General features: G+C 62.2%; 23 protein-coding genes. 17 read left to right on the top strand and 6 right to left on the bottom strand.

Annotation, left to right across the window (positions count from 1 at the left end; translation table 11 throughout):
* Positions 1-60 precede the first annotated feature (60 nt).
* A complete protein-coding gene (locus tag E1748_RS02710; RefSeq protein ID WP_133645607.1) occupies positions 61-1170 on the top strand; it encodes an ArsO family NAD(P)H-dependent flavin-containing monooxygenase in 1110 nt (369 codons plus the stop codon).
* Between the two features lie 560 nt (positions 1171-1730).
* Positions 1731-3911, top strand: a complete 2181-nt coding sequence (locus E1748_RS02705; protein ID WP_133645606.1) for a M1 family metallopeptidase — start codon at positions 1731-1733, stop codon at positions 3909-3911.
* A gap of 113 nt (positions 3912-4024) precedes the next feature.
* Here E1748_RS02705 and E1748_RS02700 read toward each other — a convergent pair whose 3' ends face one another.
* On the bottom strand, positions 4025-4537 hold the full coding sequence (locus E1748_RS02700; protein WP_133645605.1) for an Lrp/AsnC family transcriptional regulator: 513 nt from the start codon (positions 4535-4537) through the stop codon (positions 4025-4027).
* A gap of 169 nt (positions 4538-4706) precedes the next feature.
* On the opposite strand from E1748_RS02700, the gene E1748_RS02695 reads away from it, so the two are divergent.
* From E1748_RS02695 to E1748_RS02680, 4 genes are all read left to right on the top strand, one after another.
* A complete protein-coding gene (locus E1748_RS02695; RefSeq protein ID WP_133645604.1) occupies positions 4707-5723 on the top strand; it encodes a 1-aminocyclopropane-1-carboxylate deaminase in 1017 nt (338 codons plus the stop codon).
* A 194-nt stretch (positions 5724-5917) separates the two neighbouring features.
* Complete coding sequence (locus E1748_RS02690; protein ID WP_133645603.1) at positions 5918-6172, top strand: helix-turn-helix domain-containing protein; 255 nt, start codon at positions 5918-5920, stop codon at positions 6170-6172.
* A 2-nt stretch (positions 6173-6174) separates the two neighbouring features.
* The gene (locus E1748_RS02685; protein ID WP_133645602.1) at positions 6175-7509 is read left to right on the top strand and encodes a type II toxin-antitoxin system HipA family toxin; all 1335 of its coding nucleotides are present in this window, start codon (positions 6175-6177) and stop codon (positions 7507-7509) included.
* Positions 7510-7579: 70 nt separating this feature from the next.
* On the top strand, positions 7580-8293 hold the full coding sequence (locus tag E1748_RS02680; RefSeq protein WP_133645601.1) for a ProQ/FinO family protein: 714 nt from the start codon (positions 7580-7582) through the stop codon (positions 8291-8293).
* 90 nt (positions 8294-8383) lie between these two features.
* Here the strand turns inward: E1748_RS02680 and E1748_RS02675 are convergent, their stop codons facing one another.
* Both E1748_RS02675 and E1748_RS02670 read right to left on the bottom strand, forming a co-directional pair.
* Positions 8384-8755 (bottom strand): EF-hand domain-containing protein, encoded by a 372-nt coding sequence (locus E1748_RS02675; RefSeq protein ID WP_133645600.1) that lies wholly within the window; start codon positions 8753-8755, stop codon positions 8384-8386.
* A 141-nt stretch (positions 8756-8896) separates the two neighbouring features.
* Positions 8897-10633, bottom strand: coding sequence for a S10 family serine carboxypeptidase-like protein (locus E1748_RS02670; protein WP_133645599.1), 1737 nt, complete (start codon positions 10631-10633; stop codon positions 8897-8899).
* Positions 10634-11558: 925 nt separating this feature from the next.
* Between E1748_RS02670 and E1748_RS02665 the strand changes: the two genes are divergently transcribed.
* The 10 genes from E1748_RS02665 to E1748_RS02620 all read left to right on the top strand — a co-directional run bounded on the left by E1748_RS02665 (position 11559) and on the right by E1748_RS02620 (position 21782).
* Positions 11559-12956 (top strand): circularly permuted type 2 ATP-grasp protein, encoded by a 1398-nt coding sequence (locus E1748_RS02665; protein ID WP_338119584.1) that lies wholly within the window; start codon positions 11559-11561, stop codon positions 12954-12956.
* Positions 12957-13017: 61 nt separating this feature from the next.
* Positions 13018-13959 carry an alpha-E domain-containing protein gene (locus tag E1748_RS02660; protein ID WP_133645597.1) on the top strand — a complete coding sequence of 314 codons (942 nt, stop codon included), beginning with the start codon at positions 13018-13020 and terminating at the stop codon, positions 13957-13959.
* A gap of 7 nt (positions 13960-13966) precedes the next feature.
* Complete coding sequence (locus tag E1748_RS02655) at positions 13967-14800, top strand: transglutaminase family protein (protein ID WP_133645596.1); 834 nt, start codon at positions 13967-13969, stop codon at positions 14798-14800.
* Positions 14801-14917: 117 nt separating this feature from the next.
* Positions 14918-15160, top strand: coding sequence for a hypothetical protein (locus E1748_RS02650; RefSeq protein ID WP_133645595.1), 243 nt, complete (start codon positions 14918-14920; stop codon positions 15158-15160).
* Positions 15161-15917: 757 nt separating this feature from the next.
* A complete protein-coding gene (locus E1748_RS02645; protein WP_133645594.1) occupies positions 15918-17801 on the top strand; it encodes a S10 family serine carboxypeptidase-like protein in 1884 nt (627 codons plus the stop codon).
* Between the two features lie 57 nt (positions 17802-17858).
* The gene (locus E1748_RS02640; protein ID WP_133645593.1) at positions 17859-18275 is read left to right on the top strand and encodes a 2-oxoglutarate dehydrogenase; all 417 of its coding nucleotides are present in this window, start codon (positions 17859-17861) and stop codon (positions 18273-18275) included.
* 244 nt (positions 18276-18519) lie between these two features.
* On the top strand, positions 18520-19353 hold the full coding sequence (locus tag E1748_RS02635) for a class II aldolase/adducin family protein (protein WP_133645592.1): 834 nt from the start codon (positions 18520-18522) through the stop codon (positions 19351-19353).
* A gap of 8 nt (positions 19354-19361) precedes the next feature.
* Positions 19362-20186: an SDR family oxidoreductase gene (locus E1748_RS02630; protein ID WP_133645591.1), complete on the top strand. Its 825-nt coding sequence runs from the start codon at positions 19362-19364 to the stop codon at positions 20184-20186.
* A gap of 120 nt (positions 20187-20306) precedes the next feature.
* Entirely contained in the window at positions 20307-20936 is a 630-nt protein-coding gene (locus tag E1748_RS02625) for a histidine phosphatase family protein (protein WP_133645590.1), read from the top strand.
* Between the two features lie 24 nt (positions 20937-20960).
* Entirely contained in the window at positions 20961-21782 is an 822-nt protein-coding gene (locus tag E1748_RS02620; RefSeq protein ID WP_240766265.1) for a GNAT family N-acetyltransferase, read from the top strand.
* A 15-nt stretch (positions 21783-21797) separates the two neighbouring features.
* Here the strand turns inward: E1748_RS02620 and E1748_RS02615 are convergent, their stop codons facing one another.
* From E1748_RS02615 to E1748_RS02605, 3 genes are all read right to left on the bottom strand, one after another.
* Positions 21798-22649 (bottom strand): AraC family transcriptional regulator, encoded by an 852-nt coding sequence (locus E1748_RS02615; RefSeq protein ID WP_133645589.1) that lies wholly within the window; start codon positions 22647-22649, stop codon positions 21798-21800.
* 16 nt (positions 22650-22665) lie between these two features.
* Complete coding sequence (locus E1748_RS02610; protein WP_133645588.1) at positions 22666-23379, bottom strand: alanyl-tRNA editing protein; 714 nt, start codon at positions 23377-23379, stop codon at positions 22666-22668.
* Between the two features lie 170 nt (positions 23380-23549).
* The gene (locus E1748_RS02605) at positions 23550-24479 is read right to left on the bottom strand and encodes a helix-turn-helix transcriptional regulator (RefSeq protein ID WP_133645587.1); all 930 of its coding nucleotides are present in this window, start codon (positions 24477-24479) and stop codon (positions 23550-23552) included.
* A 340-nt stretch (positions 24480-24819) separates the two neighbouring features.
* Here E1748_RS02605 and E1748_RS02600 point away from each other — a divergent pair, with 340 nt between their 5' ends.
* Positions 24820-25698: a helix-turn-helix transcriptional regulator gene (locus E1748_RS02600; RefSeq protein ID WP_133645586.1), complete on the top strand. Its 879-nt coding sequence runs from the start codon at positions 24820-24822 to the stop codon at positions 25696-25698.
* Positions 25699-25757 lie beyond the last annotated feature (59 nt).

Here is a 25757-nt window from a genome sequence, read left to right as displayed (position 1 = left end):
CGGCCACCGCCCCGTGCAAAGCTGCCGACGCGACCCACATCGCGCCGGTATCATCGCAGCATGCAACCCCTCGATTCGCCACACACCACCGACGTCGTCGTAATCGGCGGCGGACAGTCCGCGCTTGCGACCGCATACTTCCTGCGCCGCGCACAACTCGACTACGTGCTGCTCGACGATCAACCGTCGCCCGGCGGGGCATGGCAACACGCGTGGGACTCGCTGCATCTGTTTTCGCCGGCGCAATGGAGTTCGCTGCCGGGCTGGCCGATGCCACATACCGACGAACTCTATCCATCACGCGATCATGTGATCCGCTATCTGACCGACTACGAACAGCGGTACCGGATTCCTGTCGTGCGGCCGGTGCATGTGAGCGGCGTAACGCGTGAAGCAAGCGAAGGGCACACGCTCGCGGTCACAGGCGAGCATGCCGGCAAGCGCGTGCAGTGGCACGCAAAGGCCGTGATCAGCGCGACAGGCACATGGCGCGCACCGTTCGTACCGGACTATCCGGGCCGCGCGCAATTCACCGGCACACAGCTACATTCCGCGCACTATCGCCACGACAACAACCCCGTCGCGCTACATGGCAAACGCGTGCTGATCGTCGGCGGCGGCAACTCGGCCGCGCAGATTCTCGCGGAACTCTCCTCCGTCTGTGACGCCACGTGGGTCACGCTCGACGAGCCGACGTTTCTCCCCGACGACGTCGACGGCCGCGTGCTGTTCGAATGGGCGACCGAGCGATGGAAGGCACACGTCGCCGGTTTGCCGGACCCGTCGCCGCGCGGCGGTCTCGGTGACATCGTGATGGTGCCGCCGGTGCGCGCGGCACGCGAACGCGGCGAGCTGCATGCGGTGCGACCGTTCGAGCGCTTCGTTGCCGACGGTGTCGTGTGGCGCGACGGTACACATTCAGCGGTCGATGTCGTGATCTGGTGTACCGGCTTTCGGCCCGCGCTCGATCCGCTGCGGTCGCTCGGTATCGTCAACGATGCGGGCAGGGTGCACGTCGTCGACAACCGCGCAGTGAGCGAACCGGCGTTGTGGCTCGTCGGCTACGGCGAGTGGTGCGGCTTCGCATCGGCGACGCTGATCGGCGTGATGCGAAGCGCGCGCTCGGTTGCCGCGCAGGTCGCGCAATACATCGCTGGGACCGCGGGATAAGTGCGGCTTTCGGCATCCCGTCTCATATTTCCTCATTCGCATCTCGATATTCAGCCGCGACCGGAATGGTTAAAGCGCGGCGTTTTCCTTTCTGATGCAATGCGGAAAAACCATTAATTAAAATTAATCGCCGGATCACCGGTTAATTCGTGTGTCGAGGTGCGTCAAGAAACCAATCCTCAATAATTGTTTTCAAATGCCTTCCGGTGAGGAAATTTTTTGAAAGCAAGTTGACACGGTATCGTTTGCCAAATTAATCTTCCTCCCATCGCTGGCCGCCCACCGGTCTGAATATCTTTCCAGGAACGGCATTCAGGCAGCTCGGGCGGCGGTGAATTCTGCGAAGGCGAAGCTGCGCCAGAACGGCTTCCGTCATTATGTTTTTCTAACCAGGGTATGAACATGCAAAGAATCAGCTAATTGCGCTGAGGGTTATGCACGTCTGTTGTCGAGAACTGCGGTTACTCGTGGGGGAGACCATTCGCTTCGCGAAAAGTGAAAACAAAATACAAAGGTGATAACCGCACATTTTCCAGTCATTTTGCCGGCAGAGGATTAAAATGCGTATAAATTTCCGATTGCAGATACAGTGCCTGGCGCTAGCCGGGATACTGGCATTGAGCGGGTGCGGTGGCTCCGACAGCCCGCAGTCGATCACGAGCAAGAGTCAGACAGGCGCCGCCGATAACGCGGTCGTGCCGCCGGCCGCTCCGGCCGTCGCCAATCCGGCGATCACGAAGACCGTATCGCCGGTCGAGTTGCCCGACACGGTGACGCCGCTCAACTACAAGTTGTGGTTCCGTCCGAATCCCGCGCTGTCTTCGTTCGACGGCCGCGCTGATGTCGAGATCAAGGTGCTCAAGCCCGTCAACGCGATCGTGATCGCGGGGCACCGGATCAAGTTCGTCAACGGCAAGACCACGCTGCAGCCGGGTAACGTGCAACTGATCGCGACGCCGCAGGACGACGGCGACTACTACCAGCTGCGTCCCGTCAGCGGACAGATTGCGGCGGGTACGTACTCGCTGCATATGGAGTGGTCCGGCATCATCAACTTCAAGACCTATGACGACCCGGTCGCGAAGACCGGCGGCAGCTGCGGCGACGACCACTATCCGGGTTGCTCGGCGGCTGAAGGCGTGTTCCGCGTCGACCTGAAATCCACCGACGGCACGACGAGCGGCGCGATCCTCACGCAGGGCGAAAGCGATCTCGCGCGGCAATGGTTCCCGGGCTGGGACGAGCCTGCGTTCCGTCCGACCTACGAGGTCAGCGCGGAAGTGCCGCAGAACTGGCGTGTGGTGTCGAACGCGGCGGAACTGCCGGCGGTGAACGTCGACAGCGGCTACAAGCGTGTGTCGTTCGAAAAGACGCCGCCGATGCCGTCGTATCTGCTGTTCTTCGGCGGCGGTCAGTTCGATACGCTCGAGGATGACTTCACGAGTCCGCTGGCCGGTGGAGCGGGCAGCATGCATCTGCGGATCTTCACGCCGCCCGGCATGAAGGACTGGGCGAAGCCCGCGATGCAGGAAACGAAGCAGGCACTCGACTACTACTACCGCTATACCGGCATTCCGTTGCCGCTGAAGAAATTCGACACGATCGCCGCGAACGATGCGTTCAAGGCCGAGAAGGATCTGAACTTCGGCGGGATGGAGAACTGGGGGGCGATTCTCGAGTTCGCCGACGACATCCTGCCGCCGCCCGGCACGCCGATGTCCGACTACGGTCTTGTCGTGTTGACGCACGAAGCATCGCATCAGTGGTTCGGCGATCTGGTGACGCTCGACTGGTGGGACGACGTGTGGCTCAACGAGTCGTTCGCGACGTTCTTCGAGACCAAGACGAAGATCCGTTTCTTCCCGGATCACTTCAACTGGGTCGACGAAGTGAAGACCAAGTACGCGGTGATTTCGCGCGATCTGTCGTCGAAGGCATTCCCGGTGCAACCGAACTTCAATGCGTGGGCATCGAACGACTTCGTGCTGAGCGCGAGTGCTTTCACGTACGACAAGGGCGGTATCGTGCTGAAGATGCTCGAGAACTATCTCGGCGAAGACGTGCTGCGTAAGGGCCTGCAACAGTATCTGGCCGATTACCAGCTCGGCAACGGTACGCCGAAGCGTCTGTGGGATGAACTGTCGGGTGCGAGCGGGCAGCAGATGGGTCCGATCGGCGACAGCTTCGTGCGTCAGACCGGCGTACCGCTGATCTCGCTCGACACGCAATGCGATCTGACGAAGAACCAGACGGTCGTGACACTGAAGCAGTCGCCGTATCCGAACCAGAACCAGTACCCGGGCACGCAGTGGACCGTTCCGCTGACGCTCGCGTACGGCGACGGTCTCGCGAGCCGCAAGACGATCGCACTGAAGGACACGCAGATGCAGGTGCGACTCGACGGCTGTACCGCCGTGCTGGCCGACCCGAGCGGGCTCGACTACTACGTGACGAACTACGGCGACAACGCGTGGAGTCAACTGCTGGCCCAGGGCAGCGCATTGCAGGACCCGGTACTGCTGACCAGCCTGCAGATGGAAGCCGCGCTGCTCGTGAAGTCGGGGCTGGCTGCGCCGTCGCGTGCGACGAGCATCGGCTCGATCAACCCGCAGGCACTGGCTGTGATGCGTCAGCAGTTCAAGGCAGCTGCGCCGCAGGTGAACTTCGATGCACCGGTGCAGCAGCAACGTCCGGCGATCCGGATGCAAGGGCAGTTCAAGCTGCGCCAGAAGACGGAGTAACGTCCGTGCGGACCGCGTGACATGCGGTCCGCATTTTGAATGCGGGGTTGGGACCGGTGCGACGATGCGCCGGGCTCGACCCCGCTTCTTTTTTTATCTGCGGCTCACGACTCTCACGACAGCGGGATCTCCGTCGTCGACATGATTTCCTTAAGCACCATGAAGCTGCGAATCTGCCGCACGCCCGGCAGATACAGCAACTGCTCCGCGTGCAGCCGGTTGAAACTGTCGCTGTCCTTCGTGCGGACCAGCATGAAGTAATCGAATTCGCCGGTCACGACGTGACACTCCATGCATCCGACGACCTTGCGCGCCGCTTTTTCGAACGCGGCGAACGACTCCGGCGTCGAGCGATCGAGCACAAAGCCGATCACGACCAGCATCCCCGCACCCAGTCCCTCCGGATCGAGCAACGCGACGACGCGGCGAATCAGGCCGGCTTCCTTCAACCGTTCGACGCGCCGCAAACACGCGGGCGCGCTCAGCTTCACGCGCGCGGCGAGGCTCACGTTCGAGATCGACGCGTCCTGCTGTAACTGCTTGAGGATTGCGCGGTCGATCCGGTCGAGCGGCGGCGGGGCCTGCTTGCTGCGTTCCGGAACACGACGAAATTTTGTTGCGTTCATCTTGGTTTTTGAAAAATTCAGGTAGGAGAGTGTGGCGATATAGGTTTGAAAATTCGGTATTCCGCATTTACTTCGCAAGCTCATTTTGCCAGCAATTTCCTACCATGTATCCACCGCGACGACAGATCCGCGATACGTCCCGCGCCCATCGACGAACCGAGGCCTTCTCATGAACCTGAAACGTTTTCCCCGCTATTCGCTGACGTTCGGCCCGACGCCTATCCAGCCGCTGCGCCGGCTGTCCGACCATCTCGGCGGCAAGGTCGAGCTGTACGCGAAACGCGAAGACTGCAACAGCGGTCTCGCGTTCGGCGGCAACAAGACCCGCAAGCTCGAATACCTGATTCCCGAGGCGCTTGCGCAGGGCTGCGACACGCTGGTGTCGATTGGTGGCATCCAGTCGAACCAGACGCGTCAGGTTGCCGCGGTCGCCGCGCATCTCGGGATGAAGTGCGTGCTGGTGCAGGAGAACTGGGTCAACTATTCCGACGCGGTGTACGACCGCGTCGGCAACATCCAGATGTCGCGGATGATGGGGGCGGACGTGCGTCTCGTGCCCGACGGTTTCGACATCGGCTTTCGCCGCAGCTGGGAAGACGCGCTGCAAAGCGTGCGCGATGCGGGCGGTAAACCGTATGCGATTCCGGCCGGGTGCTCGGATCATCCGCTCGGCGGTCTCGGGTTCGTCGGTTTTGCGGAGGAGGTGCGGCAGCAGGAGGCCGAACTGGGGTTCCGCTTCGACTACATCGTCGTGTGCTCGGTGACGGGCAGCACGCAGGCGGGGATGGTCGTCGGTTTTGCGGCGGACGGGCGGGCCGATCGCGTGATCGGCATCGACGCATCGGCGAAACCGGAACAGACGCATGCGCAGATTCTGCGGATCGCGCGCAATACCGCGCAGCAGGTCGACCTCGGCCGCGACATCGCCGAGGCGGACGTCGTGCTCGACACGCGTTACGGCGGCCCCGAATATGGCCTGCCGAACGAAGGCACGCTCGAGGCGATCCGGCTGTGCGCGCGTTTCGAAGGCATGCTGACCGACCCGGTCTACGAGGGCAAGTCGATGCATGGCATGATCGACAAGGTACGGCTAGGTGAATTTCCGCCGGGTTCGCGCGTGCTGTATGCGCACCTCGGCGGCGTGCCGGCGCTCAGCGCGTACAGTTTTATTTTCCGCGACGGCTAGAGCTAGACGGGGTGAGGGTGCCCTTTCGGCTGCGCCAGGGTATCCGCCGTCGGGTGAGCGTCATAAAAGACGAACGATGGGTGGGCCCTCGCTTATTCTTGTGAGGCATAAACGCAGAATATTCCTATAAGGAATATTTGAATTTTATTCTTGATAGGAATAAAATGCGAATATTCTCCATGGGAATATTCGCCATGAAACTCGTCGTGAGTACGTCGGCCCAACTCGCTGAGATTCTATTGTCGGCCAGGAAGGCGAAGGGCCTGACGCAGGCGGAAGCCGCCGCACGGATCGGGGTCGGACAGCCACGGCTGTCGCTGCTCGAAACCACCGCCACCGCCACCATCACGCTGGACCAGATGCTCGCGCTGACGGCGCTGTATGGCCTCGAACTGTGCATGCAGTCGAAAGGCGACGCAGCGGCTGATCACGCGCAGGCGGAGTGGTAACGATGGGCCGCGCCTCCCGCTCCCGCGCACTGTCGATCTGGGCCAACGGTCAGCACGTCGGCACGTGGCGCATGCCCACGCGCGGCGACATGGAGCTGCATTACGAGCCTACGTGGAAGCGTTCGCCCGAGGGGCGGCCACTATCGCTGTCGCTGCCGTTCGGGGTCGGCGATACGCCGCTAAAGGGCGATCGCGTGCGCAATTATTTCGACAACCTGCTGCCCGACAGTCAGGCGATCCGTCGCCGGCTTGCCACGCGTTTCAGCACCGACACCACCGATGCATTCGATCTGCTGCAGGCCATCGGCCGCGATTGCGTGGGCGCGGTGCAACTGCTCGAAGAAGACGAAGCGCCGGTAGGCGTTGACCGGATCGAAGGCACGTCGCTTAGCGACGAACGGATCGAGCAACTGTTGCTCGACACCGCCAGTCCGTCGCTCGGCGCAGCGGACGACAGTGAGTTCCGCATCTCGATCGCCGGCGCGCAGGAAAAGACCGCGCTGCTGCGTCATCGGGGCCGCTGGATGCGGCCGCGCGGTGCCACGCCGACAACACACATCCTGAAGCTGCCGCTCGGCCTCGTCGGCAACAAACGGGCAGATCTGAGTACGTCGGTCGAAAACGAATGGCTCTGTCTCGCGATCCTGCGCGCGTATGGTTTGCCGGTGCCCGACAACGAAATTCTCACGTTCGGTTCGCAGAAGGTGCTGTCGGTGACGCGCTTCGATCGCGTCAAATCGCCGCGCGCGCAGCGTCTGCTGCGCTTGCCACAGGAGGACTTCTGCCAGGCGCTCGGCATCGCGTCGCATCGCAAGTACGAAGCGGACGGCGGCCCGGGCGTGCGCGACATCGCCGCGATCCTGCGGCAGTCCACGCACGCAGCCGACGATCTCGAGCGGTTGCTCGCCGCACAGATTCTCTTCTGGATGCTCGCCGCGCCGGACGGTCACGCGAAAAATTTCAGCATCCATTTGCGGCCGGGCGGCCGTTTCCAGATGACGCCGCTGTACGACGTGATGTCGATCTGGCCGGTCGAAGGCAATGGCGCGAACCAGTGGTCGTGGCACAAGGCGAAGCTCGCGATGGCGGTCGCGGGCAAGAACCGGCACTACCTGATGCGCAACGTCGCACGCCGCCACTTCAATGCAATGGCGCCGCTGTGCCACTACGGCCCGACGGCCGAACCGGTGATCCAGCGGCTGATCGGCGCGACGCCGGACGTGATCGCGCAGGTTGCCGCGACACTGCCGCGCGGGTTTCCGCAGAAGGTCGCGGACCGCATTCTCGGCGGGCTGCAGGATTCGGCGAACCGGCTCGACGCGATGCCGGTTGACTGAGCAACGTCCGCTGTATGCGAACCGGCCTGCGCCGCAGGTACAATCTAGGTTTTATCGATTGGCAGGCGTCATGGGCTTCGAACAACTGGCCGCGCTGAAAGCGCAACTCAAGAAACAGGCCGCGCAACAGCAGGCACAGCAGGCGCCGAAAAAGGCGCGGCCGCCGCGTCCGGCGCGCGGCGGGTCGGGTGCGCCGGCAGCGCCCGCTGAGGCGAAGGCGCATGCGAATGCGGGTGCGCGCCCGAAGGCTGCAACGCCCGGTGCTGCGCCCACTACGGCGCAGGCTCCAAAAGGAAAACCGGTCGATCCGGTCGTGCAGACTTTCGCGCGGATGCAGAAGCGTTTCCCGCTCGCATTCCCGAAGAACCCTGCGCCGAAGGTGCCGCTGAAGATCGGCATCTTCGAGGATCTGCTGACGCACGCGAAGGTACTCGGTGTCGACGAAGCGGGGCTGCGCGATGCACTGCGCACGTGGTGCCGTGGCAGCCGCTACTGGGCGTGCATGGTCGAAGGCGCGAAGCGGGTCGATCTGGAAGGCAACGAAGCAGGGGAAGTGACCCGCTCCGACGCGGTCCGCGCACTGGCGCTGAAGAAAGGGCGCAGTGCGAAGCCTGCGGCGAAGAAGGCTGACGCCGCCGCACCGGTTGCCGATGCTGTCGTCGCCGATGCGCAAGCCGCTGCGGTCGAAGTGAACACCGATGCAGCAGGCGAAGCACTCGCAGAAACGCCGACTGCACAGACCGAAGCGCCTGCCGACACCGCTGGCTCGCAACACGACGCCTGATACGCAGTCATCCGCGACAACAAAAAGCGCAGCCCGATGCACCAGGCTGCGCTTTTTTCATGACGAACTCCCGCGCAGGGAGTCAGCAGACTACGGCTGCGATTGCAGATACCGCTTCACATCGTCGAACGTCACCGAGCCTTTCTTGTTGACGTCGATGCTGCTGAAGTTATCGGAGATAAAACCCAGTCGGCTCTTCTGCGCCTGCTGCTGTGTCAGCGTGCCGCTCTTCGTGACGTCGGCGGCATCGAAGTTGGTTTTCAGGCGCGCCATCGCCTGAGCCTGCAGCGCATCGCCGGTCGATGCGACCGGCGCCGCCGTGAGCGGTCTCGTCGCGGGAAAGAACGGCCCATCCACATGCTTCACACCGGGGCGCGGAGGCGCAACGGCGAGATCGCTGGCCTGCGCGACGCCGGCCATTGCACACAGGGCAAATGCGATTGAATAGAGTGTACTTTTCATGGTGTTTCCTTAAAGCCTTCCTCATCGGGTTGGATCCAGCGCGAGCAGCGCCGGTTCCGCGAATGGCAATCCACGCTCAAGGCGCACGCTCAAGGCGCACGCTCAAGGCGCACGCTCAAGGCGCACGCTCAAGGCGCACACTCAAGGCGTACCGGCCGGCGGCTGATCGGACCACGGTTGCGGCAATTGCCTGAAGCGCATCGCACCCTCGATCGGGAAGCCGTAGTAGTAGCTCACCAGATCGGCTTTCATGTGCGGCCGCGACGTGTCCTCCAGATAGATCATGTGACCGCCCGCATAGTGCGTGACCTGAATATCCGGCCGCAGACCCTTCACGCTCTTCAACCGGCCCAGATCCTTTTCGGTCATGAAGAACGGCGTGACCAGATCGTGATAGCCGTTTTCGACGAGCACCTTCAGATGCGGATTGAGCGTCAGCGCGGCGAGCAGATCGGGAATCGTGTCAGGCTCCGACAGGCCGCCGTGGCTGAAATCCCAGTTCTCGTTCGCGGTATCGCTCAACGTCACATAGGTGGCGTTCGGCGCGGTGTACTTCAGGTAGTTCGGCAGCTGCTGGTCCAGGATCAGCGGGAACGGCGTGGACATCAACGCATCGGACGGATCGGAATCGCTGGCGATGATCGGGCTGTTGTTCGCCGCCGACACGCGTCCGTCGTAACCACCGATCGTGTAGCCGGGAATCAGCGCGGTATTCAGCGGATTGTCTCCCAGATAGGCCGTCAGCGTCCCTACGTTGAGACCGCTTTCCGCCGACAGCTGCGTATAGACCGCAGGCGTCGGAAAGACCGGCGGATTGGCGAGGCCAAGGAAGGTCGGACCATACGGCAGGAACTGCGAATAATCGCGCGTCGAAAACTCGCGCATCATCTGCGCGTAGTTTCTCAGCCAGTACAGCGGCGGCGTGACCTGCTGACCGAACGGCGGTGGCGGCGTGATCAGCCCGAAGAACGCAGCGACTTCCGCGTAGCCCGGTAGCAGCGATACCGTGTAATCGGTTGCGCGCTGCAGATCCGATGTACTCGGATACTGGTCGTTGTAGTCGAGAATGCACGACTGCAACACGATGCCCGTGAGCTTCACGCCCGCCTGTTGAAGCAACGGGGCGAGCACGTCGGTACGCGGCGTGCCATACGATTCGCCGTACAGATAGACCGGCGAATGCGGCCGTGGATTGACCGCCAGATAGCGCAGGATGAAATCGCGCATCACGCCCGCATCCTGGTCGACGCCCCAGAAGCTCTTGTTGGTGTTGGGCAGCACCGCTTCGGAAAAGCCCGTTCCCGGAGGATCGATGAACACCATGTCGGTGGTATCGATCAGGCTCTCCTGGTTATCGACGAGCGGGAAATTCGGCCAGCCGGTCGTGTACGGATCGGGCGTCTTGACCCGGCTCGGGGCGAACGATCCGAGCCGCAACCAGATCGACGACGATCCAGGACCGCCGTTGTAGAAGAACGTAACCGGGCGCGGGAACGGGCTGTTGTTCTTCGCGATATACGCCACGTAGAACATCGACGCTTCCGGTTTGCCGTTGGCGTCGGTGGCGGTCAGATGTCCGGTCGTCGTCGTGTACTCGACGCGTCGGCGGCCTGCGGTATAGGTCAACTGATGATGCGCGACCGCGGCATTCTCGTTGACGGCCGATGCCGCGAGGCCATCGGTCGCGCCGGATGCATAAGCGGTGTTATCGACATAGGGCGTGTCCGGCGGAGTCGTGGCAGCCGATGCCGACGCAAGAAAAATTCCGCACACGCCGACTGCGAGCGTCAGCGTAGGGAGTGCCGTGCCGATAAATCTTCGAAGTAGTCGAGATAGTTGAGGACCACGCCTTACATTTGCGTAACGATCTGTTTTCATATTTTGTCCTTTCTTGTTAATGGCATGCCGCAGCAATTCGCATTGCGGATGGACGTCGGCATGCGCACTCGTCATCAGGCGAGCGGCAATAGCGACCTCTTCGCGACGTCGTCGCGACACATACCAGGTTTCAGAACAGACTTCTGCGACGCATACCGGATTGCATGACGCTCCCCATGCGGCCTGGAATCCTGGTAGACAGGCTCGTGCCACAGGCGTGGCAAAGCACTATCTGCAACGCGGCACCGTTTTGCCAGGAGGCAGTGGGGAAAATAAACTCGCTGATGAAACCGCTTCGCGGAGCGTGCGTTGCGTGACATACGCTCCGGCGCTGGGAGGGGCTATCCTTTTTCAAGAATGGTGAGTGGCCGATGCTGTCACCGGCGGAGAGCACGGTGGCATATCACTTCCCCTGGCGCGTTGAGCGCGCCTGTATTTTCTTGTAATTACATGCGAGATATTAGGCGGGCGATCTGGAACGTCAAGGGAAACTTATGATGCACGCGTCGCCCGCTTTATCGTCTTTATCGCATTAACAGGATCGTCGTCGCGGTCTCGCGATGCAAAAAAATTCCAGCGTTTTATCGCGGTCGTCGACTCGCGATTTCGACGCTTCATCGCGTGTTAATCGCGTGTCGCTTCAGTGGTGAACTGACGAATTCCGTCGAACGATCAACGCCTTATGCCGACATTCCCGCGACCGTCGCAGCGATTCCGATCGTCGCGTGGTGACCGGTCGCTGGGTGGTATGGTGTACGAAATCACGCACGAACACTATTGAACCCAATAATCCGGTCGGTTACGCTGACACCATCCGTGTACGACGACGATTCGCAATATTCGCAATCCGCCGTCTCAATAATCACGACAACAGGCAACACGTATAGACAGGACACGGAGGACAGCAGTGAAGCCATTCGACGAGATGCTGACGTCCGGAGACGGCGTACGCGCACCCTATGAGTTGCTCAAGCAATGGCTCGATACGCAGGATCCCGCAACGCTCGCGCAGAAAGCGACGGATGCGGAAAGCGTGTTCCGCAAGACTGGTATCACGTTCGCGGTGTACGGCCAGCAGGAGGCCGCTGAACGTCTGATTCCGTTCGACATCATCCCGCGCATCATTTCCAGTGCGGAATGGACGAAGCTGTCGCAGGGCATCGAACAGCGCGTGATGGCGCTCAACGCGTTTCTCGACGACATCTACCATCGTCAGGAGATCGTCCGGGCAGGGCGTGTGCCGAAAGAACTGATCGCGCAGAACGAAGCGTTCCTGCCGGAGATGATCGGCTTTCGTCCGCCGGGCAACGTCTACACGCACATCATCGGCGTCGACATCGTGCGCACCGCCGAGAACCAGTTCTACGTGCTCGAAGATAACGCGCGCACGCCGTCGGGCGTCTCGTACATGCTCGAGAACCGCGAGACGATGATGCAGCTGTTCCCCGAGCTGTTCCAGCGCGTGAAGGTGCGGCCGGTCGAGGTTTATCCGCAACTGTTGCGCCAGTCGCTCGCGGCCGTGTGTCCGCCGGGCGGCAATGCGGAGAATCCGACCATCGCGGTGCTGACGCCCGGCATCCACAATTCCGCGTACTACGAGCATGCGTTCCTCGCGGACCAGATGGGCGTGCATCTCGTCGAGGGCAGCGATCTGCAGGTGGTCGACGGCCACGTGGCGATGCGCACGACCGAAGGCTTTCGTGCGATCGACGTGCTGTACCGCCGGCTCGACGACGCGTTTCTCGATCCGCTCACGTTCCGCCCCGATTCCGTGCTGGGTGTGCCCGGCATCATGGACGTCTACCGCGCGGGCAATATCACGATCGCGAATGCGCCCGGCACCGGCATCGCCGACGACAAGGCGATCTACTCGTACATGCCCGAGATCGTCGAGTTCTACACGGGCCGTCAGTCGATCCTCGAAAACGTCCCCACGTGGCGCTGTTCGGAACCGCAGAGCCTCAAGTACGTGCTCGATCATCTCGACGAACTCGTCGTGAAGGAAGTGCACGGCTCCGGCGGTTACGGGATGCTGGTCGGGCCCGCCGCGTCGAAGAAGGAATGCGAGGAGTTCGCCGCGAAGCTGAAGACGCGTCCGAACAACTACATCGCGCAGCCCACGCTCGCACTGTCGACTACCCCGATCCTCACCGAAAAGGGTCTCGCGCCACGCCACGTCGATCTGCGACCGTTCGTGCTGATGTCGGACCGCATCCGCATTACGCCGGGCGGGCTGACGCGCGTCGCGTTGAAGGAAGGATCGCTGGTCGTCAATTCGAGCCAGGGCGGCGGCACCAAGGACACCTGGGTGCTCGCGGACTGACGCACACGACGCATACGACGAAACCAACAAAAACAGCAACAGAACCGGAGCGGAGCAGCACATGCTTCTTGGGCGCACAGCGAGCGGGCTCTACTGGATGCACCGCTATATCGAGCGGGCGGAAAACATCGCCCGTGTGGTCGACGCCGGTTTGCGGATGGCGTTGACGAGAACGTCCGATGCGGCCGCGACGTGGTCGTCGGTGGTGGTGACGTCGGGCGCGGAGGAAGGTTTTCGCGCGAAGCACGACACCTACACGGCGGACACCGTGTCCGACTATCTGCTGCGCGACGCGGACAATCCGTCGAGCGTGCTGTCGTGCATCGACGCCGCGCGTTCGAACGCGCGGATGGTGCGCACCGCGCTCACGCGCGAAGCGTGGGAAAGCATCAACGAAGCGTGGATGGTGATCCGGCGCGTGCTCGCGTCGCCGGTGCGGGCCGGTGAACTGCCGGCGGTGCTCGACCGGATCAAACGCGAGGCCGCGCTGATTCGCGGCACGTTCCACGGCACGATGCTGCGCAACGAGATCTTCAGCTTCTCGCGGATCGGCACGTTCATCGAGCGCGCGGACAACACCGCGCGGATTCTCGACGTCAAGTATCACCTGCTGCTGCCGGCGATTTCCTACGTCGGCACGACGCTCGACAACTACCAGTGGGAATCGATCCTGCGCTCGGTCGATGCGCATCGTTCATACCGCTGGGTCTACGACGTGCAGTACAAGCCGGCCAATATCGCCGACTACCTGATCCTCAACGGGCGCATGCCGCGCTCGCTGAACTTCTGCTACATGAACGTCGTGCAGAACCTCGGTTTTCTCGCGGAAGACTACGGCGTCACGCATCCGTGCCAGCAGACGGCCGCGACGACGCTCGCGACACTCACCGACAACACCGTGAAGAAAATCTTCGCGGGCGGGCTGCACGAATTCCTGACCGCGTTCATCGCGCAGAACAACCGTCTCGGCTTTGAAATCGCCGAGACCTACAACTTCGATTGAGCCGGCCATGCGTATCGCCATTCGCCACCTCTCGCGCTACCAGTACGATCAACCGGTGCCGTACGCGCTGCAGCGGCTGCGGCTGCGTCCGCAGAGCGGACCCGGACAGACGGTCGTCGACTGGCGGCTGACCGTCGACGACGTCGAACCCACGACGTCCTATACCGACGGCCTCGGCAACCGCGTCGATCTCGTGCGCCACGAACGCAGCACGCGCGAGATCGTGATTGTCGCAGCGGGCACGGTCGAGACCGTCGATCGCGCCGGCGTCTACGGGATGACCGACGGCATCGCGCCGCCATGGATCTTCGAGCGCGAAACGCCGCTTACGCGTGCCGGCGACACGGTGAAGGCGCTTGCCGCGCAGGTCAGCGCGTCGGACGCGCAGCTCCCGCTGCTGCACGATCTGATGAAAATCATCCACGAACGCATCGCGTACGAGCCGGGCACGACCGGCGTCGGCACCGATGCGGAGACCGCGCTGCGCGATGGCCGCGGCGTGTGCCAGGACCATACGCACGTGCTGATCGCGGTCGCGCGGACATTGCGGGTGCCGGCGCGCTACGTGTCCGGCTATCTGCTGATGGAAGGCGTCGAGGATCAGGCGGCGAGTCACGCGTGGGCGGAGGCGTATCTGGATGGCCTCGGCTGGGTCGGTTTCGACGCGGCGAACAACCGCTGCCCCGACGACCGCTACGTGCGGATCGCCACCGGCTTCGATTACCGCGATGCGATGCCGGTCTCCGGCATTCGCACCGGGCAGGGCGCGGAAACGCTCGACGTCGAGATCACGGTGCAGCAGCAGGGGCAGTCGCAAAGTCAGAGCCAGAGCCAGAGCTGAACGCCTCTTTTCCATCGATTCGCACCGTCGCCACGCCGTCACCGCACAGCGCGGCTACAATCCCCGGCAGAGACCGCCGCCGATCACGCGGCGGCAACCCCATCCGAGGAGCGTTTCATGCAATTCACGATTGGCCGGTTCGATACGCTGTACTCCAAGCAGGGTTCCTGGTTCTGCATGCTGCAGCCTGGACCCAGCCGCGCGCAGACGGTGAGCGGCCTCGAATGGAAGTGGTCGATCTTTCGCGACATCAACGGCGCGCCCGACATGAACGACGCGGTCGCACAGGGCCGTGAAGACAGCGCGACGCTCGCGCTCGATGCAATCACCACCTGGCTCGGCGATCACCCTTCGGTCTGATCCATTCCGGCATCCGCAATTTTTGCCTGGCGGATGCATGCTATTTCGGCTTTTTCGGTAAATTCCGCGCGTCCGTTTTATAGCCGGTGCGCGGAATTTCTATTGCTTTTTCGATTTCCAGACATATAAGCGGTTTATGTTCGATGCATAGGGAAATGAAATATCGAAAAAGAAAACCGGGTGGATGCTCAATAAATATCAAATTCCCGAATAGTGATGAAGGGCGGTTTTCATGAGCCGGTTTCATTAGATTAAAAAAACATGTCGACCTAATGAATCTGAAAGAATGTGCGAAAAACGCGAGGTTTGCCTGAACGCCCGTCCGACCGGCCACAGCTGCCCGAAATAACTTCGCAGCCAGCGTAGACGAACCTCCGCACCGGTTCCACGCACGACGAAATTCTGCATCACTCCCTTTCTAAATTAATACAGATTAGAAACATCGGTATAACACGCTCTTGCGCCGCAAAATAACTCGTCTTGACAAGATATCGCCTTACAAACTATTTTTTCTCTGCGGCAGAAATTAGAAAATCCCTTCAGTCAACGAGGCGGAGGAATAAGCGTGCCTTTACCAGTTCAATAAGCCATTCAGACGAAATAGATAAGCAGGTGAATTCCCGCTATTGAACGACGACATCGCGATCCAGCCGGATCGGGATCCCGATTCCGCGTTCCCCGCCAGTACGGCGCCAGTCATTGGGCCCGGCGGAAGCGGCCTTTGTGAAGCGTATCCAACCTATCACCAGGGACAGAGATGAAACCAGACAGGAGCTGTGCGGGCTATCGCCGTGTGCGTCATGGCCGGCTAGCCGTATTGAGTGCGTTGACCGCCGGGATGCTCGCGCTGGCGGGCTGCGGAGGAGACAACGGTTCGCCGTCCGCGAGTGCGTCGAGTCTGAAGCAGGTCTCGAACGACGCCCAGCAGCAGAACCAGGATCAGGCGCAGGCGGCGAACACGACGTACGTCGACCCCGTCGCGTACTCGGAGAAAGCGGGCGATGGGCTCGCGGTGTCGCAGGTGTCGGAAAAGGCCGCGGTGATGCATTACACGTGGTCGTCGGGCAAGACCAAGGTCAAGTACACGACGACCACGGGCCACCTGACCGCGCAGGATGTCTCCGGCAATCCGGAAGCGTCGATGTCCTACGTCGCGTACACGGCGCCCAGCACCAACGGCAAGCCGCGTCCGGTGACGTTCATCTATAACGGCGGTCCGGGTTCGTCGTCGATCTGGCTGCGTCTCGGCTCGTTCGCACCGACGCGCGTCGCGACGCCCGATCCACTGTTCGGCAACAACTGGCCGAACTACCCGCTGATCGACAACAAGGAAAGCCTGATCGACACGACCGACATGGTCTTCATCGATCCCCCGGGCACCGGTCTGTCCGAAGCGGTCCTGCCGAATACGAACCAGAAGTACTGGACGACCGACGCAGACGTCAACATCATGCGCGACTTCGTGCAGCGCTATCTGAATGTCAACAACCGCGCCAGCTCGCCGATCTATCTGTACGGCGAATCGTATGGCACGCCGCGTACGGACATGCTCGCGCTCGCGCTCGAGTCGGCCGGTGTGCATCTGACGGGCATCACGCTGCAGTCGTCGATCCTGAACTACTTCGACGATGCGGTCGAGGCAGTCGCGATCACGGACAACACGGAAGGCCTGCTGCTCGATACCGATACGCTGGCCGGTTATTTCCCCGGCTACGCGGAGGTCGCGGCGTACTACGATCAGGTATCGCCGGCACCGCTCAGCCAGGGCCTGCTCGCGTTGCAGGAGGAGGTGTTCGCCACTGCGTTCTACAACCAGCTCAAGAAGTATTCGCAGACCTGGACCCTGACGCAGCTCGGCATTCCCACGGCACTGGGTACGCCGGTTTATCCGGGCAACGCGAAGCTCGTGCAATGGCAGATCCCGTCGAGTCTGACGATGTCGGCCCTGCAGGACTACTTCGGCCAGAGCACGACGCAGGCTCCGTTCGGTACGACGCTCAAGCCGGGCTTCACGATCGGCCGTTACGACGGACGCGTGTCGCTGCCGAATTCGGACCCGCGTCTGCAGAGCGACGGCGATCCGTCGGACATCCTGATTTCGCAGCCGTTCACGAACGCGCTCGCGACGCAGATGCCCGATTACCTCGGCTACACCGCGCCGAATGCGACCTACGTGCCGTTGAACGACGACATCATCGGCCTGTGGGACTTCTCGCATAACGGACAGCCGGTGCCGGACACGATCCCCGATCTGCTCGGTGCGCTGACGCTGAATCCGCAGTTGAAGGTGCTGTCGGAAAATGGCTTCCACGATCTGGCGACCCCGTTCTTCAGCACGGAGAAGCAACTCGCGCGGCTGCAGACAGTAACGGGTCTGAACCCGGATCTGCAGGTCAATTTCTTCCAGGGCGGTCACATGATTTACCTGGACGACGTCGCACGGCCTAAGATGAAATCTGACCTGGCGCTGTTCTACCAGAACAGAAGGCTGCCCGATGCGCTGACGTTGTGGACCCTGCCGCCGCCGTGGCGCGATGAAGGCCCGGCTGGCACGCCGACGGGCCCGGCACCGGCACCGGCTTCGGGGGCGTCGTCGGCGACGATCCCGCTCCCGGTAGTCCAGACGGCAACGGCACCCTGATTCGCACTGCGACCCTCAGGGAACATAGGGAACTTTCACTATTCATTGCGAGCGATCATGTCTCTCATCGATATCTTGCGGCGCCTTTCTCCGTTGATCGTCCTGGGCATCTTTGCCGGCAGCGCGCATGCGCTGCCTCCCCAGGCGATTGCGCCCGTCACGTTGCCTCAGGGCAGCAAGGGCGTGGACGGTCCTTTCTTTCCACACAAACGTGTCGCGCCGGTCGAACAGACCACCGGCACCGCGCTGCAGCAGCAGGCCCAGCAGCGGCTCGACGCGAGGCTCAATACCAACTCTGTACTGAGCAACGGCGCAGCCGTGACGAAGGCTCAGGCGCAGAGCAACGGCCTTGGCTTCGTGGCGAAGCACTTTGACGACATCGACACCGCCCACAGCGGGCGCGTGACGATGACCGACGTGCAGAAGTACATCCAGCTGCGTCAGCAGCAGGCGCAGCAACAGCAGCAACAGTAGGTGTGCGGGGCGGCGGCCTGCGGGTCGCGGCCCTTGTTCCGGAGCGCAGCAGGGGCGTCGCGAGACGCCCTTTTTTTGTTTGCTGTTTATGCGTTGTTTATGCGCTGTTCATTCGTTGCGATTGGAGGCAACGGTCGAGCAAAGTCGATGAAACGGGTGTGCTATTTGTGTATGCTGGCCCGGCATTCGCAGCGAGCGCCGCAGGTGGAAGGACATCCGCACGGCGCCGTACAAGGAGACAGAGATGAGCACGCCGCAATCCACGCACGAGATCGCCGAAGGTCTGCCGCAAGCCGTGCAGGACAAGTACCGCAATCTGCCTAGACCGCCTCGCTTCGAGACCGTTGCGGAAGAACGTCTGCACCGCAAGCAGCGGCTCGCCGCCGCGTTTCGGCTGTTCTCGAAATTCGGTTTCGACGAGGGCGTCGCCGGTCACATCACCGCGCGCGATCCCGAGTTCACCGATACGTTCTGGGTCAATCCGTTCGGCGTCCATTTCAGCCAGGTCAACGTGTCGAACCTGATTCGCTGCGATCATCGCGGCGAAGTGGTGGAGGGCGACTATCCCGTCAACGCAGCCGCGTTCGCGATCCATTCGCGTGTGCATCAGACACGCGCAGACGTGAACGCCGCCGCGCATTCGCACAGCACGTACGGCCGCGCATGGTCGACGCTCGGCCGTACGCTCGATCCGTTGACGCAGGACGTCTGTGCGTTTTACCAGGACCACGTGCTGTACGACGATTTCGGCGGCGTGGTCGTCGAACTGGACGAAGGGCAGCGCATCGCGAACGCGCTCGGTGCGCACAAGGCGGCGATCCTGCAGAATCACGGTCTGCTGACGGTCGGCCAGACCGTCGACGAAGCCGCGTGGTGGTTCATCACGATGGAGCGTTCATGCCAGGTTCAACTGCTCGCGGAAGCGGCTGCTGCACGCACCGGACGCGCGCCCGCGACGATCTCCGATGCCGCCGCGCGACAGTCGTACGCGATCATCGGATCGGCGCAGGCGGGCTGGTTCCAGTTCCAGCCGCTGTATGCGCGGATCGTCAAGGAACAGCCGGACCTGCTGGACTGAACTGAACGATGACTTCCTCCTTAGCCCCCTTCGCAGGCAAGAGCGTGCTGATTACCGGCGCGTCGGACGGCATTGGAGCCGAACTCGCGCGACGGCTCGCGCAGCAGGGCGCGCGCGTCGCGCTGGCGGCGCGCCGCATCGAACTGCTGAACGCACTCGCGCAACGCATCGTCAGTGAAACGCCGGCGGCCGACGTGATCGTGCTCAAGGTCGACGTCGCCGTGCGTGCCGAATGCGAGGCAATGGTGGCCGTGGTCGCCGAGCGTTTCGGCGGCCTCGACGTGCTCGTGAACAACGCAGGCGTGTCGGCGCACGGCTACTTCGAGCAGGTCACCGACATTGGCTATTACGAGCAGGTGATGCGTGTGAACTACTTCGGCGCGATGTGGTGCACGCATGCCGCGCTGCCGTGGCTGCGCAAAGGTCGTGGACTGATGGTCGCGGTGTCGAGTCTCGCGGGCAAGATCGGCGTGCCGGGTCGTACTGCGTATTCGGCGAGCAAGTTCGCGCTTGCCGGTTTCTGCGAAGCGTTGCGCACCGAACTGCGCGGCAGCGGCGTCGACGTCTGTGTCGTGTACCCGGGCGTGGTCGCGACCGCGACGCGCGTGAACGGTTTCGGCCCCGACGGCCAGCCGCTCGGCGAGAGCCGGCTGCGCGAGGACGATGCGATGTCGGTCGATACCTGCGTGGATCTGATGCTGCGCGGCATGACCCTGCGCAGACGCGAGGTGGTGATGACCGCAAAGGGCAAGGCCGGGCAGTGGCTGAAGCTGATTGCGCCGTCGCTGGTGGAACGGATGGCATTGAAGGCGTTGAAGCAGACAGGGCATTGAACGCGGACGGGTGCGGCTGCGCGGTTTTACGGAAGACCACACGCTCGCGAGGCATACTGTCGGCTACCGATGCGGACCAAACGGTCCCTTCTTCCACGACGACCTTCGTTCACTTCGATCATGGCCACGACCGATACTGCTGATACCTCGACTCATCATCCTTCCGAACACACCGAAGTCTGGCTGATCCGCCACGGCGAAACCGAGTGGAGCCTGTCGGGCCAGCACACCGGCCGCACCGATATCCCGTTGACCGAACATGGTCACGAGCAGGCGCGTTCGGTGCGCGCGGCGCTCGCTGCGCAGCCGTTCGATCGCGTGTTCACGAGTCCGCGCGTGCGGGCACGCGAGACCTGTCGTGAAGCGGGGCTCGGCGATCAGGCGCAGATCGAGCCCGATCTCGCCGAGTGGGACTACGGCATCTACGAAGGCCGCACGACACACGACATCCGCGCGACCGAGCCCGACTGGTCGATCTGGGAATCGGCGATTCCGCAGGGCGAGAGTCGCGAGCAGGTGCAGGCGCGCGCGCTTGGGTTGATCGAAAGATTGCTGCCGCTCGGTGGACGCATTGCGCTGTTTTCGCATGGGCACTTTCTGCGTGTGCTGGGCGGTTGCTGGGTCGCGGGATCGGCGGGGTTCGGCGCCCATCTGTTTCTCGATACCGCTTCGGTGAGCGTGCTCGGGTTCGAGCGCGATACGCATGTGCTTCGGCAGTGGAATGTGCGTTATCCGGTGAGTGCGAAATGATGCGGTGTTCTTCCGCTTCCAGTCGTGACTAGCGGCGCTGCGTTCTCGTTGCCGGAGAACCTCGCGAACCTGGGTGTAGCGACCGATCTGCTGTTGCACGCGGAAATCGGCGTCGTCGAAGAACGCGAGCGTTATGTCGTCGCGCGCACGCCCGATGCGCCCGAATACTTCTTCGGCAACATGCTCGTGCTGCCGACGCGGCCTTTAAAAAGCGATCTCGCACTGCTCGAAGCAGACTTCGCGCGACTCGTCGGCATGCCGCCGCGCATCCGGCATCGCACGTTCGTGTGGGCGGAACACGTGGACGTCACGCCCGATCTCTCGATGTTCATCTCGCACGGCTACGACGCGAACGTGTGCCGCGTGCTGGTCGCGCAACCCAACGACATACGCAACGTCGCAGCGAATCCAGCAGTGCACGTACGGCCGCTCGATTCGCAGAACGACTGGGACGCGTGGGAGAAAATGCAGCTCGCCGATATGAACGATCCGTCGGACGTCACGTCGATCCGCTACGTCGCGTGGCAGCAGAAGGCTTACCGCACGCTGATTGCGAAAGGACTCGACGACGAGTGGGGCGCGTTCATCGATGGCGAACTGGCCGGTAGTCTCGGGCTCTTTTTCACCGGCGGCGTGGGGCGCTTTCAGCAGGTACTGACCGGCGAACCGTATCGCAACCGTGGCGTGTGCAAGACGCTCGTCAGCGAGGCAATCGCACGCACGTCAACGCGTGCGAACCGGCTCGTGTTGGTCGCCGACGCAGCGCATCACGCGGGAACGATCTACGAAACGCTGGGGTTTCGGCGCTTGGAAGGAATGGGGCGTGCGTGCCGCGAGCCGCAGTGACTCCGCGCGATCAGATCAAAGCTCCGGCTTCAACCGCGCATACGTGCCGGGCGTGATTCCATACGCGCGCTTGAACAGCCGGTTCAGATGACTCTGATCGTAGAAGCCCACCGCGACTGCTGCATCGGCGGGACTGTGGCCGGCCGCGAGCAGTTGCTTCGCGCGGATCAGACGCACCTGGTTCGCGTACGCATGCGGCGGCAGACCGTATTCGGTGCAGAAACAGCGCATCAGGTAGTAGCGGCTGAGATTGACGAGCGCGGCCAGTTCGTCGATCGGAATGTCGCGCTCGCTGTGCGCTTCGATGTAGTCGCGCACGATTTCCATCTTGCGCGCCTCGCGCCCTTCGATATCGACGACGGGCTTCGGCTGCCCATAGCGGCCGAACAGCATCCCCATCGCCGCCCACCAGTTCGCCTGACGCTGCATCATCGGTGTCGCGCCGTCGCGATCGAGACTCGCGTGCGCCTTGAGCAGCAGCGCGGATAGCGCTTCATCGCGATAGAGGCCAGGTGGAATGACAAGCGGCCGATCGTCGCGTGAATCACCGCTAAAGATCGCGCTCAACGACGCAAGCCCCTGCATGTCGAGATAGATCGCGCGGTAGTGCCACGCCTTGTCTTCCCACACCTCGCCGCTGTGATATTCGCCGGGACCGAAGACGCGCACGGTGCCTGGTCCGGACACGTCGCTGCCGTCGCGTGTGTGGCATTTGCCGGCGCCGTGCTCGGTCATCACGATGACGAGTTCGTCGTGCACGTGCCGCGAGAATTCGTGCGCGCCATAACGCGCCGTGGCGAGGCACGCGCCTTCGAGCGCGGCATCGCGTGCGTACAGCACTTCGTATTCCCGATTAGCGTTCCTCACCGACGACCTCGCTGCATCACACCAGTTCGATTCTCATGCGCCGGTTATGGCGTCCCTTGTTCTCGATCTTCGTCACGCGCACCGGTCGCGATTGCGTGGTGTTCGTCAGATGCGTGCCGCCGCATGCCTGCCGGTCGAGCGTGCCGATCTCGACGATACGAATCGTGCCGTCCGGCGTCGGCGGCGGCGCGACCGACGCGCTGCGGATCAACCCCGGCGTCGCCTTCGCGTCGCTCAACCGGACATACGATGCGCGCACTTCCATCCCCTGACGGATCACGTCGTTGAGCGGCGCTTCGAGCGCGCGTAGCGCGTCGTTGGTCGCCTCGGGCAGATCGAAGTCCATCCGCGCGATACCGTCCGCACCGATCTGCGCGCCGGTGACCAGCGCGCCCGCAAACTGCTGATAGACGAGCGCGTTCAGGATGTGCGTGGCCGTATGCAGCTGCGCGACGGTCGATCGGCGTTCCGCGTCGATCGCGACGTGGACATTACCGGACAGTTCGAGCGGCGCATCGAGCAGATGCCAGTAGCGGCCGTTTTCCACTTCCATGCCGACGATTCTGGCGATTCCCTGCGCGTGGGTCAACGTCGCGGTATCGCAGACCTGACCGCCGCCGCCCGGATGCAGCGCGGAGCGGTCGAGCCGCACGGCACCGGGCCGCGCATCGGTGATGGCCGCGTCGAATTCCAGCAGATCCGGCTGTTCGTGGCAGAGATAGTGTGGCATGTGGACCCTGTGCGTGTGGCGATGGATGATCCGCAACACTGTAGGGCCGGGCCGGCGCGTGGGTATTGGTGAAAAGTGCGGGTGAAAAGTGCGGGTAAAAAGTGCGCCTGAGGAGGGGATGTAGGTTGCGCGTGCGGCACGGAATGCCGCACGCGATCTTCAAACCAAAATCAGATCAACTCCATCTTCGACGTCAGATACGTCAGCTCGATCCGGTTCGACACACCGAAGCGTTTGCGCAGTTTGCGAAGGTGGTAATCGACGTTGTGCGCGCTGGTGTCGAGGCGTTTGCCGATCTCCTTGTCGGACGCGCCCTCGGCGATGCCGGTCAGCAGCTTCTGTTCGAATGCGGTGAGACCGTTGACGGAGTTTTCGCGCGCGGCTGCGATCAATTTCGGCAAACTGAATTTATGTACCGACAGACCGATCGACAACACCTGCTCGACGGTCGTCGTCGTGATCCAGTCGCGATTCAGTTTCGGCGCGGTGAAGCTCATGAACGCATGCAGGCGCGTGCCCGGAATCGCCATCGAATACATGATGCCGCTGCACATACCGTCGCCGCGCATCGTGTTCAGGAAATCGTCGAGCGCTTCGCGCGTGGCGGGCACGCCGCTTTCGCCTGGTTCGCGCTTGTCGTGTTGTTCGCCGTACTGCTGACGCAGCTTGCGCAGATCCCACACCATCGGCACGTTGCACATCCGCGCGCCGAACGTGCGCGGATCGATGTCGAAGTGGCAACGGTCAACGTATTCGCCGCGATAAGTGGCGGGTGTGAACGCGTCGTGCAGGAAGAGCCGTTGCACGCTCTCGTGTGTGAACTCGAGCGCGAAGTACGCGAACGTCGAAAAGCCCATCAGATGCAACAGGCTCGCAACGATGCGCGCACGTTCGCCTTCGCTCTGCGCACTCGTGAGCATGTCGGCAACACCGAGACGCGGCGCGTCTTTCTGATCGACGACGATCTGCTTCGCGTCGTTATAACGGACTACGGGAATTGAACGCGTACGCGTTTCGTCGTCGTGTTCGCACAGCGACACGCAGAGGTCTGCGAACACGTCGTCATCGGTTGGATTTTCGCTTAATGCAATTTCTGACATGAAGGGTTCCTTGATGCAGCATCGCAGGATTTCACGCGGACAGAGAGAGCAGTTGTTCAGCGGCCGGGTAGTTTTACTTAGGTCCGCTCACGTCTTTCTACGTGTGCTACGTGTGAATGTGCAGCGACAGGAATTGGTGCAAGTGGAAAAATTCTTGAGGCCGCATTTGAAGCAACATTCGAACAGAGAGCTGTGTACAGAGTGTTAATTGCTCGCGTAACATATCGTAATATCAAAGCGCGCGCCGACTCAAGCGGACTCGCGAAGAAAAGAAAAAACATCAATAGACCAGCAACACTTCGGGGTTATAAAAAACACCAGGCAGAACAAAGGACCCCCGATGACCCCGTGTGAAGGCACGCCCGCAATCGACTGGTTTTCCTGCGCCGATGTTCTCGCGCATCGTATGGCAAGCACGACCGCTACGTCTCGCATTCCGCGCGAACTTGCGTCGACCGTGCGCAGCGATAGTGTTGTTGTTACCACCTCCCGCGACAACAGCGGCAAATCCGACCTGCTCGATTTCGATCTCGACGACTGTCGCGCGCACATGCGTCGTGCGGGCTTCAGCACGCTGAATTACGGCGCGTTTGAAATGATCGGCCAGCGCGTGCTGCACGCCCATCTGCTGCGCGATCTCACGCCGGCGTCTTACGTGCAGCCGTATTTCGAGGGCCTATGGTACGAGGCTGATCCGCGTTTTGCCAGCGTATTGCAAAGCGGCTTTCCGGTTGCGTGGCGGCTTGATCGCATCGAGGAAGAAGCTGCGCGCACCGGCGATCGCCGCACGCGCGCGCTGGCCGCATCGCTGCGCGCGCATGCAATGAACAGCGGGGTGATCTTCTCGCTGTCGGCGCCGCAGCTCGAATTGCGCGTCGGTGTGGGGCTCGCATCGGAGATGCACGACTCGGACTGGATCGACGATCGCGTGACCGGTGCTGCGCTTGCAGTGAGCCTTGCCGTGCATCGTTTCGTCCAGCCGTTTCTCGAAGCGCGCGTGCGCGGCCGCCGTGCAATCACGCTTGAATGCGAGCAGGAAGCGGTACTCGAAAGGCTTGTGCAAGGTTTGTCCGATCAGGAGATCGCCGACGCATTGCATCTGTCGCTGCACAAGGTCGGTTATCACATTCACGCGCTCGAACGAACGTTTAACGTGCACAACCGCGCACAGCTCGCGTACCTCGCCGCACGGCGCGTGCGCGCATCGAACGACGCATGAGCAGCACGTCAGTCATACGTCAGCCGCACATGACCCGCGTGTGAATGCACGCGGGTTTT

It is taken from the genome of Paraburkholderia flava (assembly GCF_004359985.1).
Lineage (GTDB): Bacteria > Pseudomonadota > Gammaproteobacteria > Burkholderiales > Burkholderiaceae > Paraburkholderia > Paraburkholderia flava.
This window is presented reverse-complemented; position numbering and strand designations above follow the sequence as displayed.

Bases quoted from the DNA above. Each gene is read 5' to 3' on its own strand.
- E1748_RS02710 (WP_133645607.1), top strand. From the start codon at position 61: ATGCAACCCCTCGATTCGCCACACACCACCGACGTCGTCGTAATCGGC.
- E1748_RS02705 (WP_133645606.1), top strand. From the start codon at position 1,731: ATGCGTATAAATTTCCGATTGCAGATACAGTGCCTGGCGCTAGCCGGG.
- E1748_RS02700 (WP_133645605.1), bottom strand. From the start codon at position 4,537: ATGAACGCAACAAAATTTCGTCGTGTTCCGGAACGCAGCAAGCAGGCC.
- E1748_RS02695 (WP_133645604.1), top strand. From the start codon at position 4,707: ATGAACCTGAAACGTTTTCCCCGCTATTCGCTGACGTTCGGCCCGACG.
- E1748_RS02690 (WP_133645603.1), top strand. From the start codon at position 5,918: ATGAAACTCGTCGTGAGTACGTCGGCCCAACTCGCTGAGATTCTATTG.
- E1748_RS02685 (WP_133645602.1), top strand. From the start codon at position 6,175: ATGGGCCGCGCCTCCCGCTCCCGCGCACTGTCGATCTGGGCCAACGGT.
- E1748_RS02680 (WP_133645601.1), top strand. From the start codon at position 7,580: ATGGGCTTCGAACAACTGGCCGCGCTGAAAGCGCAACTCAAGAAACAG.
- E1748_RS02675 (WP_133645600.1), bottom strand. From the start codon at position 8,755: ATGAAAAGTACACTCTATTCAATCGCATTTGCCCTGTGTGCAATGGCC.
- E1748_RS02670 (WP_133645599.1), bottom strand. From the start codon at position 10,633: ATGAAAACAGATCGTTACGCAAATGTAAGGCGTGGTCCTCAACTATCT.
- E1748_RS02665 (WP_338119584.1), top strand. From the start codon at position 11,559: ATGCTGACGTCCGGAGACGGCGTACGCGCACCCTATGAGTTGCTCAAG.
- E1748_RS02660 (WP_133645597.1), top strand. From the start codon at position 13,018: ATGCTTCTTGGGCGCACAGCGAGCGGGCTCTACTGGATGCACCGCTAT.
- E1748_RS02655 (WP_133645596.1), top strand. From the start codon at position 13,967: ATGCGTATCGCCATTCGCCACCTCTCGCGCTACCAGTACGATCAACCG.
- E1748_RS02650 (WP_133645595.1), top strand. From the start codon at position 14,918: ATGCAATTCACGATTGGCCGGTTCGATACGCTGTACTCCAAGCAGGGT.
- E1748_RS02645 (WP_133645594.1), top strand. From the start codon at position 15,918: ATGAAACCAGACAGGAGCTGTGCGGGCTATCGCCGTGTGCGTCATGGC.
- E1748_RS02640 (WP_133645593.1), top strand. From the start codon at position 17,859: ATGTCTCTCATCGATATCTTGCGGCGCCTTTCTCCGTTGATCGTCCTG.
- E1748_RS02635 (WP_133645592.1), top strand. From the start codon at position 18,520: ATGAGCACGCCGCAATCCACGCACGAGATCGCCGAAGGTCTGCCGCAA.
- E1748_RS02630 (WP_133645591.1), top strand. From the start codon at position 19,362: ATGACTTCCTCCTTAGCCCCCTTCGCAGGCAAGAGCGTGCTGATTACC.
- E1748_RS02625 (WP_133645590.1), top strand. From the start codon at position 20,307: ATGGCCACGACCGATACTGCTGATACCTCGACTCATCATCCTTCCGAA.
- E1748_RS02610 (WP_133645588.1), bottom strand. From the start codon at position 23,379: ATGCCACACTATCTCTGCCACGAACAGCCGGATCTGCTGGAATTCGAC.
- E1748_RS02605 (WP_133645587.1), bottom strand. From the start codon at position 24,479: ATGTCAGAAATTGCATTAAGCGAAAATCCAACCGATGACGACGTGTTC.
- E1748_RS02600 (WP_133645586.1), top strand. From the start codon at position 24,820: ATGACCCCGTGTGAAGGCACGCCCGCAATCGACTGGTTTTCCTGCGCC.